Source organism: Faecalibacter macacae (assembly GCF_003687725.1).
GTDB classification, from domain to species: Bacteria; Bacteroidota; Bacteroidia; order Flavobacteriales; family Weeksellaceae; genus Empedobacter; species Empedobacter macacae.
Genome location: NZ_RDOJ01000005.1, coordinates 145707 through 161561, shown reverse-complemented (window position 1 = coordinate 161561; position 15855 = coordinate 145707). Strand labels below are relative to the sequence as shown.

The following is a 15855-nucleotide window of genomic DNA, read 5'->3' as shown; positions in this document are numbered from 1 at the left end:
ATTGTGTTAAATTAAGCATCTCAAATGTAAAATAAAAATGGAATCTGTACGATTAATTTTTCGTGAATTAAATATGTCCGACGCAGCTCGATTATTTGAAATTTATTCAGATAAAGAAGCTATGAAATACAGGCAATCCAATCATCATAAAACAATTGACGATTCTTTTGAAATGTTGAAACGTGATGCTGAAGTGAAAGCTTCAAATTATGAGCATCGATTTGGAATTATTGAAAAAGATTCGAAACAATTAATTGGGACAATCATGTATCAACCAATTTACAATAAAGCTATTATAGGTTATTCTTTTGCTAAACAAACCTGGGGAAATGGATTTGCTACTGAAGTTGTTGATTGGATGATTAACTATCTTAAACAAAATAATTTTAGAATTATTGAAGCTTGGGTTTTAAATGAAAATATTGCTTCTAGTAAAGTTTTAGAAAAGAATAATTTTCGTTTGGTTTCACAAACTATTTACCCTGAATCAAAGTTTTATCAATTATATGTTTAACGTAATTTCTTATCAAAATCATTTAAAAAACTAATAATAGCATCTAAAACTTCTGCATCAAAACGTTTCAAATTAAATAATACTGAAATAGTATATTTTCCTTTGACTAATTCTGATTTAAAAATTGGCGAAAATTCCGAATCTTGATTGTTATAAAATTTTTGTAAAAATAAATTAGATTCTAATTCATTTACTAAGTTAGAATCATTAGTTTTTACAAAATAATTCTTTTTAGAAAATACCTTTTTAAGAATAGAAGTTTCTTTGATTTCAAAAGTTGGATAATTAGGATGATATTTCGAAATCAATTTAATATTAATTCTATGCATATCATTAAATGCACTTCCTTCTGTTGATGATGTTTCTGAAAATCCTGAAGATCTATTCTCGTAGGTAATAACGCTAGTTGAATATAAATTATCAATTTCTACATAATAATTATACAAGGGTAAAAATCCACGGTTAAACCATCTCTTTTCTGAAAAAGTTACCTTTTCTGTATATTTTTCAAAAAATGATAATATTCTTTCAGATAATTTTACTTTGATTTGATTCATATTAGTAGTTTGATTTAAAGGTAATAAAAAAAGCTACCTATAATAGATAGCTTTTAAAATATTGTTAAATTTCTTTTCTTAATCTCGCAACCGGAATACTTAATTGTTCTCTGTATTTTGCAATGGTACGACGAGCAATAGGATAACCTTTTTCTTTTAAGATTTCAGTTAATTTCTCATCGGTTAATGGCTTGCGTTTATCTTCATCTTGGATAACATCTTGTAAAATTCGTTTAATCTCACGAGTTGACACCTCCTCACCTTCTTCATTTGTCAATGATTCAGAGAAAAGATCTTTGATTAAAAATGTACCATACGGCGTTGCAATATATTTAGAATTTGCTACACGAGAGACAGTTGAAATATCCATTCCAATACGATCAGAAATATCTTTCAAAATCATTGGTTTAATTTTGGTTTCGTCCCCAGTTAGGAAATATTCTTTCTGAAACTTCATTATAGCTTCCATCGTATACATTAACGTATTACGACGTTGTTGTACCGCATCAATAAACCATTTTGCTGAATCTAATTTTTGTTTTACGAAAATTACGGCTTCTTTTTGCTGAGCAGATTTATGTTCAGTTTTTTTGTATGTATCCAACATTTCTGCGAATGTATTTGATACGCGAAGTTCAGGAACATTACGACCATTTAACGATAATTCTAATTCACCATCATTAATATTAATTGTAAAATCTGGAGTGATTTGCTCTACAATTCTTCCACTAGACGAAAATGATTTTCCTGGTTTTGGATTTAATCTTTCAATTTCAGTAATCGCATCACGTAATTCCTCTTCATCAACATCATATTTCGCTAATAATTTAGAATAATGCTTTTTCGTAAACGCGTCAAACGAATCAAAAATTAATTTTTCAGCTAGTTCTATTGCTGGAGATTGGTTTTTATTTTCTAATTGAATTAAAAGACATTCTTGTAAATTACGGGCTCCGACTCCTACTGGATCAAGTTTTTGAATGTAATTAATCAAAATATTTTCAACCTCTTCATAAGACACAAAAATATTTTGAGTAAATGCTAAATCATCTACTAAAGATTTTAATTCGCGACGGATATATCCATCATCATCAATATTACCTAAAATAAACTCAGCGATTTTAAATTGCTGTTCAGTTAAACGATATGTAGAAACCTGACTTGATAAATACTCGATAAAACTAACACCTTGTGCATAAGGAACCGATTTTTCTTCGTCATCATCACTGTAATTGTTCGTGTATGTTTTATAATTCGGAACATCATCATCGCTCAAATATTCGTCTATATTTATATCACTTGTATCAATTACTTGGTCATCACCATAATCATCACCATCATTTCCCCAATCATCCTGATCGTTCGAATATTCATCATCATATTCAGACGATTGGTCATCTAATGCAGGATTTTCCTCCAACTCTTCTTGTACGCGTTGTTCAAATGCAACCGTAGGAAGTTGGACTAACTTCATTAATTGGATTTGCTGAGGCGATAATTTCTGTTGTAATTTTAAATTTAATTCCTGCTTTAACATAAAAATGAAATAAGTTAAAAAATGGGTTTAATCACTATTCTAATATAATAAAATTTGATTAAACCCAACTTTATATTTTAAATTCTATTGATTAGAATTCTGCATTATTTGGAGTTCTTGGGAAAGGAATAACGTCACGGATGTTTCCCATACCTGTTACGAATAAAACTAAACGCTCTAATCCTAAACCAAATCCTGAGTGAGGAACAGTTCCGAAACGACGCGTGTCACGGTACCACCATAATTCTTCTGGATCGATTCCGAATTTTTCCATTTTTTCGTCTAATACTTCTAAACGCTCTTCACGTTGAGAACCACCGATAATTTCTCCAATTCCTGGGAATAAAACATCCATTGCACGAACTGTTTTACCATCTTCGTTCATACGCATATAGAATGCTTTAATTTCTGCTGGATAATCGAATAAGATCACTGGAGTTTTGAAGTGTTTTTCAACTAAGTAACGCTCGTGTTCAGACTGTAAATCAGCTCCCCAACCTTCAATTGGATATTTGAATTTACCTTTTTTGTTTGGTTTAGATTCTTTTAAAATCTCAACTGCTTCTGTATAAGATAAACGAACGAATTCATTATTTAATACATATTCTAAACGCTCAATTAAACCTAATTCTGAACGCTCTGCAGCTGGTTTACCTTGTTGCTCTTTATCGTAACGTTGAGCTAAGAAAGCTAAATCGTCTTTGCAATTTTCCATTGCGTAAGAAATCACGTATTTCATGAAATCTTCAGCTAAATCCATATTTTGATCTAAATCAAAAAATGCGATTTCTGGTTCAATCATCCAAAATTCAGCTAAGTGACGAGATGTATTCGAGTTTTCTGCACGGAAAGTAGGTCCAAAAGTATATACTTTACCTAATCCCATTGCAGCTGTTTCTCCTTCTAATTGTCCTGATACAGTTAAGTTTGTAGATTTTCCGAAGAAATCTTGTGTATAATCTACTTCACCATCTTCTGTACGAGGTAAATTGTTAACGTCTAAATTTGTTACGTGGAACATTTCTCCTGCACCTTCAGCATCAGAACCTGTGATGATTGGAGTGTTTACGTAAACAAATCCATTTTCGTTAAAATATTTGTGGATCGCAAACATTAACGAGTTACGAACACGGAAAATAGCTCCGAATAAATTCGTACGAAAACGTAAATGTGCTTGTTCTCTTAATGTTTCTAAAGAGTGTTGTTTAGGCTGTAAAATTGTTCCTTGTACATCATCTGAAGGAGCAATTCCTAATACTTTAATCTCTTTCGCAATAATTTCAATTTCTTGACCTGCACCTTCACTTTCTACAACTACACCTGTAACTGATAAAGAAGCTGCTGTAGAAATTTGTTTTATGATTGATTCGTCAAAATTTTCGAAATCTACTACAACTTGTACATTATTAATTGTAGACCCGTCATTTAACGCTACAAAGCGATTACTTCTAAATGATCTTACCCATCCATTAACAACTACTTCTTGTTGTAACAAATCTTTACCTCTTTCTAATAAGGCTTTAATTCCGTACGATTGCATATTATAATTTAATTTATACTTACAAATTTAGTTATATTTCTATGTTAGAAAAACTAAAGGCATAATTTTTGCGAAAAAGTTTTGATAAAAATAAAATCCGTTAAGAAATTAAACTTTCTTAACGGATTTTTTATAATTTATGAATGATTTAAAGCCTAAAATAAATTTAAATTAAATGTTAGCTTCACATGAATATTATCTTCCACTTTTGAATGAGAGTAAGCACCTAAACGGTAATAAACACCTAACCCAAAATTTTTCAGAAAGATATTATTTACTTCTACACCAGTTTCATGAAAATAATGATTTGGCGTTTTAAAATCAAATAGGTTATGATTTTGTTTATGATTCATCGTTCCTAAAATACCACGGTAAACAAATTGTGGTAAAATCACATTTTGACCAATTCTAACTCCAGCAAAAATATGTTTGATTTGAAATGAAATATAACGGTCTGAATAAAATTCGCCAGGTAACATTGTTTCAAAATTATTAGCAGTTGCAACTCCAAAATTCTGAAAAACTGGTTTTCCTTTTGCATTCCCCATTCCTTCGAATAAATTCATCAAAGCCATTTCTCCAAACACTGCTCCTGTTGATACATTTACTTTTGATTTCCCTAATGATGATTCAAAAATATCAGAATATGCAACATTTAATCGAATGGCATCAAATTCAGAATCTCCAAATTTCCAGTATTTATTAGCTAAAATGTAGAAAACTGATTGTCCTTGTTTTACAGTAACTTTTCCGTAAGGCGTTCTTAAATATTCGTCTTTTGGCGCCCAACGAACTGCAAATTGTGTATTATAAAAATCTAACCAACCTTGATTATCTTCATATTGATATACAAATTCATTCTTTTGTTTCTCATAATTCATCGAAACATTAAAGGTTACATTTCTAAAAATATCTTGTTCGTATCCAGCGCTATATTTTTTGTACGAATAATATTGATCGTTGTATAAATTCTTTAAAGTACCGTTCACAAAACGTGTAAAATTGCTTTGTAACAACATCGGAATATGACCTGATGCACTTACATCTTGTGCATAATTCCCAAAAATTCGACCTGAATAAGCTTTATTCACAAAATAATCTCCTCCAAATCCAAACTTAAACGTTTCATCTTTAAAACCATAAGCTGTATATGCATTGATCGAATAGTTTGTGCTTAATTTTTCGTTTGTATTAAAAGCAGCTCCTAATCTTAATCCTTCGAAATTATTATAACTTAAAACTTTCGTTAAATCTAAATCAACTTTTCCAATATCAACCTTACCTCCTTTTTGGATAATACGCAACAATTTCATCTTACCCTCAATGTTATATTTCTCTGAAATACTATCCATTTTTACGTAAGTCATATTATCTTTTTCAGAAAATTCGCCACGGTATTCTTTCAATACTTTTTCAGTTTTATCGACTGTATTAACATCAAAAGCTGCTTCGGTAGAATATCCAGCAAATTCACTGGCTTTATACTGAACTGGAGTTTGAATATTTTTGAAATTAACTTGATGGAAAATCCAAAGTTTTTCTGATTCATCAACTTCTTCATTAGATTCAATTTTAATTCCGTCCATGTTTAAATACCCGCTTTCCATACGATATATTTGATACGATGGAAACCAATTGTTATCTATAAACTGCCATTCTGCATCAAAATCTGCATAAAATTGATCGTCTGTATTTTCAGCAATAATTTTAACTAAGGCCTTAGTTTTTTCATCAATCCAAAACTCACCACGAAGCTGACGTTTATTGATACGTTGTCTTGGAGTAAAACCAACAATTGTAGTTGTACGCCCATTTAACTGAAATTCTTCTACAATTTTGTATCTATAATAATTTAAACCTTCTGAAGAAATTGGGTTTTCAATACCACGAAAAAAGAAATCAAAACGGGGCTGATCTAAATTAATTAAAACAGGTTGCATGGCATCTAACTCATAAATCGGAGTTTTTAATCCAGAAATACGAGAAGATTTGATGATGTTTTTAGAACCAAAACTACGCGAATATTTATGATCCATCGCACGTTCACTTAAGAAAACATGACTCTCATTCAAGAATTTTCGCCAATTATTAATTGAAGAATCTTTTTTATCCTTCGGATTAAGAATTAAACGCAAAGAGTCTTGTTCAACAGTACTCCAGAATTTTGTGTACGATTGAAAAAAGTATGAATCTGATTTTTTTAATGAATTTTTAGATTGATGACGTATTACCTTTTTTACATAACTTCTGGCGATAGAATCATTTGAATAAAATTCTGCTGCAGATAAGCTAATAGTGCTTTGTTCAAGAAAAACTTCAACTAATTTTTGATTGTTTACCTTCAAATTCTGAGGCTGAAAACCTTCGCTTTCTACATTAAATTCAGTAATGCTATCATTTAGCGTCAATTCGCCAATGTCATTTGTAAATCCAAGGACTGAAAAGTTTTTATCAGAAATCTTAGCTTTTGCTATTCTAAACTCGTCTCTTGAGTCGTAAACTCGAACTTTAATTTGAGCTGTAAGACTGATTGATATTAATAAAAATAAAAAACTGTAAAGTTTTTGCATGTCGTAAAATTGAACCGCAATTTAACAAAAAAAGCAGCGATTTTAACGCTGCTTTAAATTTTATTTAAGAAATTTTGAAAGAATTAAACTTTCATGATTTCTGCTTCTTTTTTAGCTAATTCTTCCTCTAATTTTTTAGAAAATTTATCAGTTAAACCTTGAACGCGAGTTTCGTAATCTTTTACTAAATCTTCAGCAACATCTTTTAATCCTTTTAAAGATTTATTAGCATCTTGACGTGCATTACGAATAGAAACTTTTGCATTTTCCATATCCGCTTTAGCCATTTTAACTAATTCTTTACGACGCTCTTCAGTTACTGGAGGAATACTAATAATAATAGAATCACCATTGTTAGATGGTGCGAAACCTAAGTTACTGTTAACGATTGCTTTTTCAATCTCGTTAATTAAGTTTCTTTCCCAAGGTTGGATGCTTAATGTCATGGCGTCTGGAGTTGTAACATTAGCTACTTGGCTTAACGGAGTTAAACTTCCGTAGTAATCAACACGAACAGAACTTAACATAGCAGGTGTAGCTTTACCAGCTCTTAATTTATCAAATGCAACACCTAAATGTTCCACAGTACCTTGCATTTGCTCTTTTGCAGTTTCTAAAATTAGATCTAACTCTTCCATTTTGGATTTAATTATTTGTTACTAGAGTACCTACGTTACCTCCTTCAATTAATGCTTTTAAATTACCTTCTGTATTCATATCAAAAACGATAATTGGTAATTTGTTTTCTTCACTTAAAGTAAAAGCTGTCATATCCATTACTTTTAAGTTTTTATCGTAAACTTCTTGATATGTAATTGTATCAAATTTCTCTGCTGTTGGGTCTTTTTCAGGATCAGCAGTGTAAATACCATCTACACGAGTTCCTTTTAAGATTACATCAGCATTGATTTCAATTGCACGTAATACAGCTGCTGTATCTGTTGTAAAATATGGATTTCCAGTACCAGCACCAAAAATAACAACACGACCTTTTTCTAAATGACGAGTCGCTTTACGTTTGATGAAAGGTTCTGCAATTTGCTCCATACGAATTGCAGTTTGTAAACGTGTAATTAATCCGGCATCTTCTAAAGCACCTTGTAAAGCCATACTGTTGATTACAGTAGCTAACATTCCCATGTAATCTCCTTGTACGCGATCCATACCCGATGCAACACCTTGTACACCTCTGAAAATATTACCACCACCAATTACGATTGCCACTTCACATCCTAAATCAACAACTTCTTTGATTTGATCTGCATATTGTTTTAACATATTTGGGTCGATTCCGTATTGTAAATCTCCCATTAGTGCCTCTCCACTTAATTTAAGTAGTACTCTTTTGTATTTCATTATTTCAAAGGTTTTCTTTTGCAAATATAATTTATCTCTTACTATTCTACTAACGTTCGAATATATCTAATGCATTTTTTGTTGTTATTTCTGCGATTTCATTCGGAGTCAAGTGATAAATATCGACTAACTTCTCAGAAACATACTTTAAATAACTTGATTCATTTCGTTTCCCTCTAAAAGGAACTGGTGCTAAATAAGGCGAATCTGTTTCTAAAACGATGTGTTTTATATCAAAATCCGCTAAAAACTGATCAATTTTTCCATTTTTAAAAGTCACTACTCCACCGATTCCTAATTTTAAATTAAAATCAATCGCGCGTTGCGCATCTTCTTTAGTCCCAGAAAAACAATGGAAAATTCCGAATAATTTATCGTCTTTTACTTCTTCTAAAACTTCAAAAACTTCATTAAAAGCATCACGACAATGAATAACAATTGGTAAATTCTTTTCTTTCGCCCATTCAATTTGGGTTTTAAAAGCATCCTGTTGTTCTTTTAAATATGCTTTTTCCCAATATAAATCAATTCCGATTTCTCCGATTGCTTTAAAATCTCTTTTATCAATCCATTCACGAACATGTGCCATTTCAGATTCTAACGTATTTGGATGAACTGAACATGGATGTAATCCCATCATCGCAAACATTTCATTTGGATATTGAGCTTCTAAATTCAACATCTTTTCTGTATACGATTGATCGATTGCGGGTAAATAAAATCGTTCAACACCATTTTCCTTTGCACGTGCAATTACTTCAGTAATATCTTTTGCAAACTGCTCAGAATACAAGTGTGTATGTGTATCAATTAACATGATTTGATCTTTGTTCTTAATATTTCTTTTTCTTGCTGAAAATCTAATTTTTGTCCTTTCTCTAATTCATTTATCATCTGCATCGTCTTTTGTAAAAACTTTTGATGACTTGTTGATTCTTCATTAAACGGACGATGATTTAAAGCACTATTTATTTTGCTAATTTTTTGAATAATGGTTTGTGTTGAATTTTCGAAATAAGTTTCTCCAAATTTTTCCCAAATATATTCTACTGCTTGATTTGTGGGATGAATTAAATCTTCTTTATAAAAACGATAATCTCTTAAATCATCCATCACCAATTCGTAAGACGGAAAATAATTGACTTGTTTGTATTTTAAATCTAATTGATATAAAGCGTCTAATAACCTTGCCTTACTTACATTATTTTCTACAATTCCGTCTTTAATATGACGAACTGGACTAACAGTTGTAATAATCTTAACGTTTGGATTAATTTTCGTGATTTCAAAAGCAATTAAATCCATCGATTTAAAATTCTCTTCGGTTGTAAGTAATACTTTCTTAAATTGCTTAGCTTCTACTTTATGGCAATTTGCAACAATTTCAGCCGTATCTATTCTTTCATAAACCCACGAAGTTCCTAATGTTAAAATCAAAACATCGCAATTCTTAATTTGATGATGTACACGATCTAAAGTTAAATTTAAATTGATTAAAACCTCATCTTTAGAAAGTGCATTAAATGATGAATGTACATCAAAACAGAAAAATTGTTCTCCGTTTTGATGTACATCATCCGTTGTAAAATATCTTTTATCGATGCTTCTTTCGATTAAATTTTGAATGGAATAAGCATTAAAAATAATTCCAAAAGGATTAATTAATCCATCAAATTTTAAATCAACTAATCGGTTTCCCATTTCATCAGAAAAACAAGAACCAATGGTCAAAATTTTATGCTGATGATTAATTTTAAAATCAGATTCAGGAATATGAAAAGTCGTTCGAAATTGCATTTTATATTATCCTTGACGGTCAATTAAAAGTTCGCTTAATTCACGTAAATAAACTTTCTTATCGTCAGCTACGTCAATTTTATCTAAATATTGATGTGCTTTATTCGTGTATTCACGAATTAAAGTAGAAAGCTTTTTGTTTACATTTAATTTTCTGAAAATTTTCTCTACAGCGTAAACTTTATCAATATTATCCGTATTCATATTATACCAGAATAATAATTCATCACGCTCTTCTTTATTTGCAGCTTCTAAAGCAGAAATGTAAAGAATCGTTTTCTTATTTTCGTAAATATCTCCTGCGTGTTTTTTACCTAAATGCTCTAAATTTCCGAATACATCTAAATAATCATCTTTTAATTGGTATGCGATTCCTAAATTAAGACCATATTGATAAATTAATTCAGCATCCTCCTCTTTAGCTCCAGCAATTAAAGCACCGATTTGTAAAGAAGCACCAACTAAAACACCAGTTTTGAAAGAAATCATTTTGATGTAATCTTCGTAAGAAACATTCGTTTGCGTTTCGAAATTAATGTCCCATTGCTGACCTTCACATAATTCCTTCGCCGTTTTAGTGAATAATTTAGTTACCTTTTTAAATAATTCAGGTTCTAAATCTTCTAACATTTCGTATGATCTAATCAATAAAGCATCTCCTGAAAGAATTGCTGTATTAACACCATATTGTTCGTGAACTGTAGTTTTTCCGCGACGTAATGGCGCATCGTCCATAATATCATCATGCATTAATGAGAAATTATGAAAAAACTCAACCGCTAAAGAAGGTTTAATGACTTGTTGTAAATCTCCATCAAATAAATCTGCACCTAATAAAACAATTACCGGACGAATACGTTTACCACCAATATTTAGGATATAATCCATTGGCTCGTACAATTCTTTTGGTGTATTGATTAAAGAATTTTCTTGTAATCCTTGTGCAACTAAATCGTGAAATTTATCTAATGAACTCATAGTTTAATTTTTGTAAAAATTAAGTTTTGGCAAATATAATTAAGAATGATTGATTTCGGGTTGTTTTATCCTTTTTTTGATGAGCTGATAAAATTCATTTCCAACTACCAAATAAGTAAGAAATTGAGTAAACAATGATAATATGAAAAATAAATGACCTTTTTCTAAAATCAACAAAATACTATTAAAAGTTGGAATACACCAAACATAAGTAGATGCAAGCACTAAAATTGCAGCGTTTAGACGAAATAACCATTTTATATTTTTTTTATATACCCCAAAATGCACAAATATTGCAAAGAAATAGATGTAACCTAAAATCTTGAAAAAATCATTTAAGATAAATTGAACAGAAAATTCATCGAAATAATCGTTAAAAGACGAATAAAGATAAGTTTGACTATATAGAGAATCTAAATTATTTGACAAAAAGAAAACAGCTATATTGAATAATAAAACAATAGTAAATTGATCTTTAAATTCATCCAACAACATTAAATAATAATCAAATCTTGAAAATGTTTTTTTCTTTTTCATTATTTAAATAATTCGCTAATTATTTGGTATGATTTACGTTTTGCTTTTTGGTCATAAATATTAGAATTCACAATAATCTCATCAATTCCAGTTTCATTTACAAAATCTATTAACGCGGCATGCAAAGTAGATCGAGAACCAATAAATGATAACGCTGTCATACCTTTTAATATATATTTCTGATGATCTGTACAATTTTGTAAATCTGTTTCTTCAGGGGAAACTACTGGTTGTCTACGATCAGTAATTATATTTAGAAAAGATTGATACATCGTCATTGATAAATAATGTGCTTCTTGATCTGAATAAGCTGCAATAACATTAACACACGCCATTGTATAAGGTTTTGAAAGATATTTGGACGGCTGAAAATGTTTCTTGTAAATTTTGATAGCTTCATAAAACTGTTGAGGAGCAAAATGCCCAGCAAAAGCATAAGGCAACCCTAAATTGGCAGCCAAATACGCACTTTCTGTACTTGATCCTAATATATATAAATCTACATTAGCACCTTCTCCCGGAATTGCACGAACTTTATTAGTACAATTCTCTGCAGACAAATAACGTTGAAGTTCTTTGATTTCTAATTCAAAATTATATTGATGAAACCCCTCACCACGGCGAAGTATTGAAGCAGTTAACTGATCCGTTCCTGGCGCACGTCCTAAGCCTAAATCGATACGATTTGGATATAATGCATCTAAAGTTCCGAATTGTTCAGCAATATTTAAAGCAGTATGATTGGGTAACATAATACCACCAGACCCAACACGAATTGTAGAAGTTCCGCCCGCAACATAACCAATTAAAATAGATGTAGCAGAACTCGCTACATTTTCCATATTATGATGTTCAGACAACCAATATCTTGTGTATCCTAAATCTTCTGTAATTTTAGCACATTCTAACGTATTTTGAAACGTTTCATTTAACGAATCTCCTTTTCTTACTACAGCTAAATCTAAAACTGAATATTTAATATTCTTTAGTTTTTCCATCAATCATTAATTACTGTACTAAAATAAGAAGATTTTATCTTCAAAAAAAAATATCAATCCAACCTATAATTATATATATAGATCAGATTGATATTAGATTTTTTTTGTTAGCTAGGAATGTTATAAATACAAATTTATATAGCATTTCAATTCAATATATAAAGATTTAATAAACCATTAAATTGAATTAACCAAATACCTTATTTAGATAATTAAAATTAATTCGAAGCATTTAATTACTGTTTTTTTTTAACTTTGTAAAAAGAAAAAATAATGGATGTAAAGCTTTATGATGAAGAGTTTGATGATTTTAAAATCTTTTGTTTAGAAGGGGTTGATGATATTGAAACGGAAGAAACATCTAAATTATTTCCTTTCTTTGAACATCTTGCCTTAAACAAAGGTATAACAAATGTTTATCAACCATGTGATAGTTTTGAAGGATTTGAAGAAAGTATTTCTAATCTATTATTTCATGACAAAAACTTTAGAGAATATCAAATTATCTATTTAGTTTTTAATGGTCAAGATCATAATATAGAAATCGATGGCTATTATTATTCTTTAGAGGAAATTTCAGAATTATTTCAAGGTCGCTTAACTGATAAAATTATTCATTTTTCAAACACTAAATGTTTAGATTTAGAAGAAGAAACATTTCAATATTTCTTAGATGTAACTGGTGCAAAAGCCGTATCGGGTTATGTTAAAAATGCACCAATATTGAGCACTATTTTAGATCAACATTTTTTTGAATTAGCTAGAGAATTTGATGATCCAGTAGAATTAGTAGAAACACTTTTTGAAAAGCATTACAATTTATGTGTGAAAATGGGTTTTAGACTATATTATTAATAAAATCTTAATCTTTTGATTATTACATGTTAATTGACATAAATCAATTATAAATTAGACTGAATTAATTTAAATTTGCACTACAATAAAGAAAAAATGTCATTAATAGATACTTTACAGTGGAGATATGCCACTAAAAAATATGATACTACAAAAAAAGTAGACGAAGCTGATGTACAAAAAATTGTAGAAGCAGCAAGATTAGCTCCTACTTCATCTGGTTTACAGCAATTTCGTGTACTTGTTATTACAAATCAAGAAATTAAAGAAAAATTAGTTGATGTTTCATTTGGACAAGAAATTGTTAAAGATTGTTCACACTTATTAGTTTTTGCCTCATGGGACAAATACACTGAAGAACGAATTGACTCTGCTTTCGATTTTGCAACTGATGTAAGAGAATTACCTCGTGGACGATTTAATTCATATACAGATAAATTAAAAAGTATTTATCTGCCTCAATCACAGGAAGAAAATTTTATTCATACCGCTAAACAAGCATACATCGGTATGGCTATGTCTATTGCACAAGCAGCTGAACTAAAGATAGATGCTACACCGATGGAAGGCTTTGAAAACGATAAATTAGATGAAATTTTAGGTTTAAAAATCAAAGGATTAAGTAGTGTTTTAATGTTACCTATTGGCTACAGAGATGAAGGAAATGACTGGAATGCATCGTTGAACAAAGTTAGAATTCCGACAGAAGAATTTGTATTAGAAATTAAATAATGACAAAAAACCGATGAAATTCATCGGTTTTTTTTATTTCTATTTTATAGCTTCAAAATATTCACGATCTATTTCTTCCCTAAAATCAGGATGAGCAATTTCTACCATTGCCTTTACACGATCTCTGATGTGTTTTCCCGAAAGTTTTGCAACTCCAAATTCAGTTACAATATAATCAACATGCGCACGAGAAGTTACAACTCCGGCACCAATCTTTAAAGTTGGAACAATCTTATTTACTCCTTTATTCGTTGTAGAAGTTAAAGCTAAAATTGATTTTCCTCCTTTACTCATAGAAGCTCCTGTAATAAAATCAATTTGTCCTCCAACACCAGAAAATACATTTGTCCCAATAGAATCTGCACAAACTTGTCCGGTTACATCAACCTCAATTGCCGAATTGATAGAAATTAAACGATTATTCTTCGCTATTTTATATGGATCATTAGAAAATGAAGTTGGTTTCATTTCAATGATTGGATTTTGATTGATAAAATCATATAAATCTTGTGATCCATCAGCAAAAGTTGATACAATTTTTCCTTTTAAAATACCTTTATGTTCACCTGTAATTACACCTGATTTTACTAACGGAATAATTCCATCTGAAAACATTTCAGTATGGATTCCTAAACCTTTGTGGTTCGTTAAATTAGCTAAAACTGCATTCGGAATTGATCCAATTCCCATTTGTAAACAACTTTTATCTTCAATAAGTTCAGCAATATAATTTCCTATAGTTATTTCATCAGTTGTAGCTTCAGGCATAGAAAATGCATATAATGGCGAATGATGCTCGACTAAATGCGTAATTTTTGATACATGAATATAGGAATCTCCAAAAGTACGAGGTACAAATTTATTTACCTGAGCAATAATCACTCTTGCAGTTTGAGTTGCTGCATGAATATTTTCTATCGAAGTTCCTAAAGAACAATAACCATGTACATCTGGCTCTGTTACTTGTATTAATAATACATCAACCTTTAAATCTCCATTTAAAATAGCCTTTGGCATAGAGCCTAAAAATATAGGCGTATATGAACCGTTCCCTTGTTTAATCGTATGTCTAACATTGGCTCCCACAAACAATGAATTGACAAAAAACGAATCCTTGTATTGTACATCAGCATATTTTGCTTCACCATAGGTATGGATATGACACATTTCTACATCTTTTAATTCAGATGCGCGATCTGTCAAAGCATCAGTTAATATAGTCGGTGTCATAGAAGCAGCATGCACATATACTCTATCTCCCGATTTAACAGCTTTTACAGCTTCTTTAGCAGTTATAAAAGTCATCTTTTTTGATTTGTTTTCACAAAAATAAATTATTCTTGCAAAACAATTAGTATGATAAACAGTTATGACAACAGAAAAAAGAGAATTAATTGAAGCGAGCTTTAATAGTTCAGAAACATTAAAATTTTACAATGCAACATTAGTTGAAGCTGAAACTGGTTTTATATCTATTAAAATTCCAAAACAAACAATAATGACCAGAAAACATGGAATGTTTAATGGAGCAATGATTGCTTCATTAGTAGATGTTTCTTCTGGTTATGCTGCGGTTAGTAATTATGAAGACGATTGCTATGTTGTAACTGTAGAGTTAAAAGTAAATTACTTAAATCCTGCGCTTGGTGATAACTTATTATCAAAATCTTTTGTTGTTAAAGGAGGAAAAAAGATAAGTGTTATTAGAACAGAAATTTATACAGTAGATAACGATTTATCTCATGAAAAACATGTAGCTACTTCTTTAGTAACAATGATGAGAATAAAATAAAAAAAATAGTAAAAATCAAAAAAAATATGTATTATACCATCCTCGTTTTCCTTGTACTATCAATATTGGGGTTAGTTTGAAATATGAAACTG

Annotated in this window: 16 protein-coding genes; 4 read left to right on the top strand and 12 right to left on the bottom strand. The window is 30.2% G+C overall.

Features of this window, described 5'->3' with window-relative positions:
* Positions 1 to 37 precede the first annotated feature (37 nt).
* Complete coding sequence (locus tag EAH69_RS05615) at positions 38 to 514, top strand: GNAT family N-acetyltransferase (protein ID WP_121934199.1); 477 nt, start codon at positions 38 to 40, stop codon at positions 512 to 514.
* On the opposite strand, the gene EAH69_RS05610 is transcribed toward EAH69_RS05615, so the two are convergent.
* From EAH69_RS05610 to EAH69_RS05560, 11 genes are all read right to left on the bottom strand, one after another.
* Positions 511 to 1071 carry a hypothetical protein gene (locus EAH69_RS05610; RefSeq protein ID WP_121934198.1) on the bottom strand — a complete coding sequence of 187 codons (561 nt, stop codon included), beginning with the start codon at positions 1069 to 1071 and terminating at the stop codon, positions 511 to 513. The two genes, EAH69_RS05615 and EAH69_RS05610, sit on opposite strands and share 4 nt — an antisense overlap.
* Positions 1072 to 1135: 64 nt before the next feature.
* Positions 1136 to 2608 carry an RNA polymerase factor sigma-54 gene (gene rpoN, locus EAH69_RS05605; RefSeq protein WP_121934197.1) on the bottom strand — a complete coding sequence of 491 codons (1473 nt, stop codon included), beginning with the start codon at positions 2606 to 2608 and terminating at the stop codon, positions 1136 to 1138.
* 91 nt (positions 2609 to 2699) lie between these two features.
* A complete protein-coding gene (asnS, locus tag EAH69_RS05600; protein ID WP_121934196.1) occupies positions 2700 to 4148 on the bottom strand; it encodes an asparagine--tRNA ligase in 1449 nt (482 codons plus the stop codon).
* A 155-nt stretch (positions 4149 to 4303) separates the two neighbouring features.
* Entirely contained in the window at positions 4304 to 6718 is a 2415-nt protein-coding gene (locus EAH69_RS05595; RefSeq protein ID WP_121934195.1) for a DUF5686 family protein, read from the bottom strand.
* Between the two features lie 83 nt (positions 6719 to 6801).
* Complete coding sequence (gene frr, locus EAH69_RS05590) at positions 6802 to 7356, bottom strand: ribosome recycling factor (protein ID WP_121934194.1); 555 nt, start codon at positions 7354 to 7356, stop codon at positions 6802 to 6804.
* Between the two features lie 7 nt (positions 7357 to 7363).
* Positions 7364 to 8074: a UMP kinase gene (gene pyrH / locus EAH69_RS05585; RefSeq protein WP_121934193.1), complete on the bottom strand. Its 711-nt coding sequence runs from the start codon at positions 8072 to 8074 to the stop codon at positions 7364 to 7366.
* 49 nt (positions 8075 to 8123) lie between these two features.
* Complete coding sequence (locus EAH69_RS05580) at positions 8124 to 8891, bottom strand: TatD family hydrolase (RefSeq protein WP_121934192.1); 768 nt, start codon at positions 8889 to 8891, stop codon at positions 8124 to 8126.
* Positions 8885 to 9871 carry a GSCFA domain-containing protein gene (locus EAH69_RS05575; RefSeq protein ID WP_121934191.1) on the bottom strand — a complete coding sequence of 329 codons (987 nt, stop codon included), beginning with the start codon at positions 9869 to 9871 and terminating at the stop codon, positions 8885 to 8887. The genes EAH69_RS05580 and EAH69_RS05575 overlap by 7 nt, the downstream gene beginning before the upstream one ends.
* Positions 9872 to 9877: 6 nt before the next feature.
* A complete protein-coding gene (locus EAH69_RS05570) occupies positions 9878 to 10849 on the bottom strand; it encodes a polyprenyl synthetase family protein (protein ID WP_121934190.1) in 972 nt (323 codons plus the stop codon).
* A gap of 39 nt (positions 10850 to 10888) precedes the next feature.
* Positions 10889 to 11386: a hypothetical protein gene (locus EAH69_RS05565; protein WP_121934189.1), complete on the bottom strand. Its 498-nt coding sequence runs from the start codon at positions 11384 to 11386 to the stop codon at positions 10889 to 10891.
* A complete protein-coding gene (locus EAH69_RS05560) occupies positions 11386 to 12384 on the bottom strand; it encodes an LLM class flavin-dependent oxidoreductase (RefSeq protein ID WP_121934188.1) in 999 nt (332 codons plus the stop codon). Before EAH69_RS05560 ends, EAH69_RS05565 begins: the two co-directional genes overlap by 1 nt.
* 273 nt (positions 12385 to 12657) lie before the next feature.
* Here EAH69_RS05560 and EAH69_RS05555 point away from each other — a divergent pair, with 273 nt between their 5' ends.
* Both EAH69_RS05555 and EAH69_RS05550 read left to right on the top strand, forming a co-directional pair.
* Entirely contained in the window at positions 12658 to 13239 is a 582-nt protein-coding gene (locus EAH69_RS05555; RefSeq protein WP_121934187.1) for a DUF6642 family protein, read from the top strand.
* A gap of 96 nt (positions 13240 to 13335) precedes the next feature.
* Positions 13336 to 13971, top strand: coding sequence for an NAD(P)H-dependent oxidoreductase (locus tag EAH69_RS05550; RefSeq protein ID WP_121934186.1), 636 nt, complete (start codon positions 13336 to 13338; stop codon positions 13969 to 13971).
* A 39-nt stretch (positions 13972 to 14010) separates the two neighbouring features.
* Here the strand turns inward: EAH69_RS05550 and EAH69_RS05545 are convergent, their stop codons facing one another.
* Entirely contained in the window at positions 14011 to 15276 is a 1266-nt protein-coding gene (locus tag EAH69_RS05545) for an acetyl-CoA hydrolase/transferase family protein (protein ID WP_121934185.1), read from the bottom strand.
* A gap of 64 nt (positions 15277 to 15340) precedes the next feature.
* On the opposite strand from EAH69_RS05545, the gene EAH69_RS05540 reads away from it, so the two are divergent.
* The gene (locus EAH69_RS05540; RefSeq protein WP_121934184.1) at positions 15341 to 15763 is read left to right on the top strand and encodes a PaaI family thioesterase; all 423 of its coding nucleotides are present in this window, start codon (positions 15341 to 15343) and stop codon (positions 15761 to 15763) included.
* The last annotated feature ends 92 nt before the right edge of the window (positions 15764 to 15855 follow it).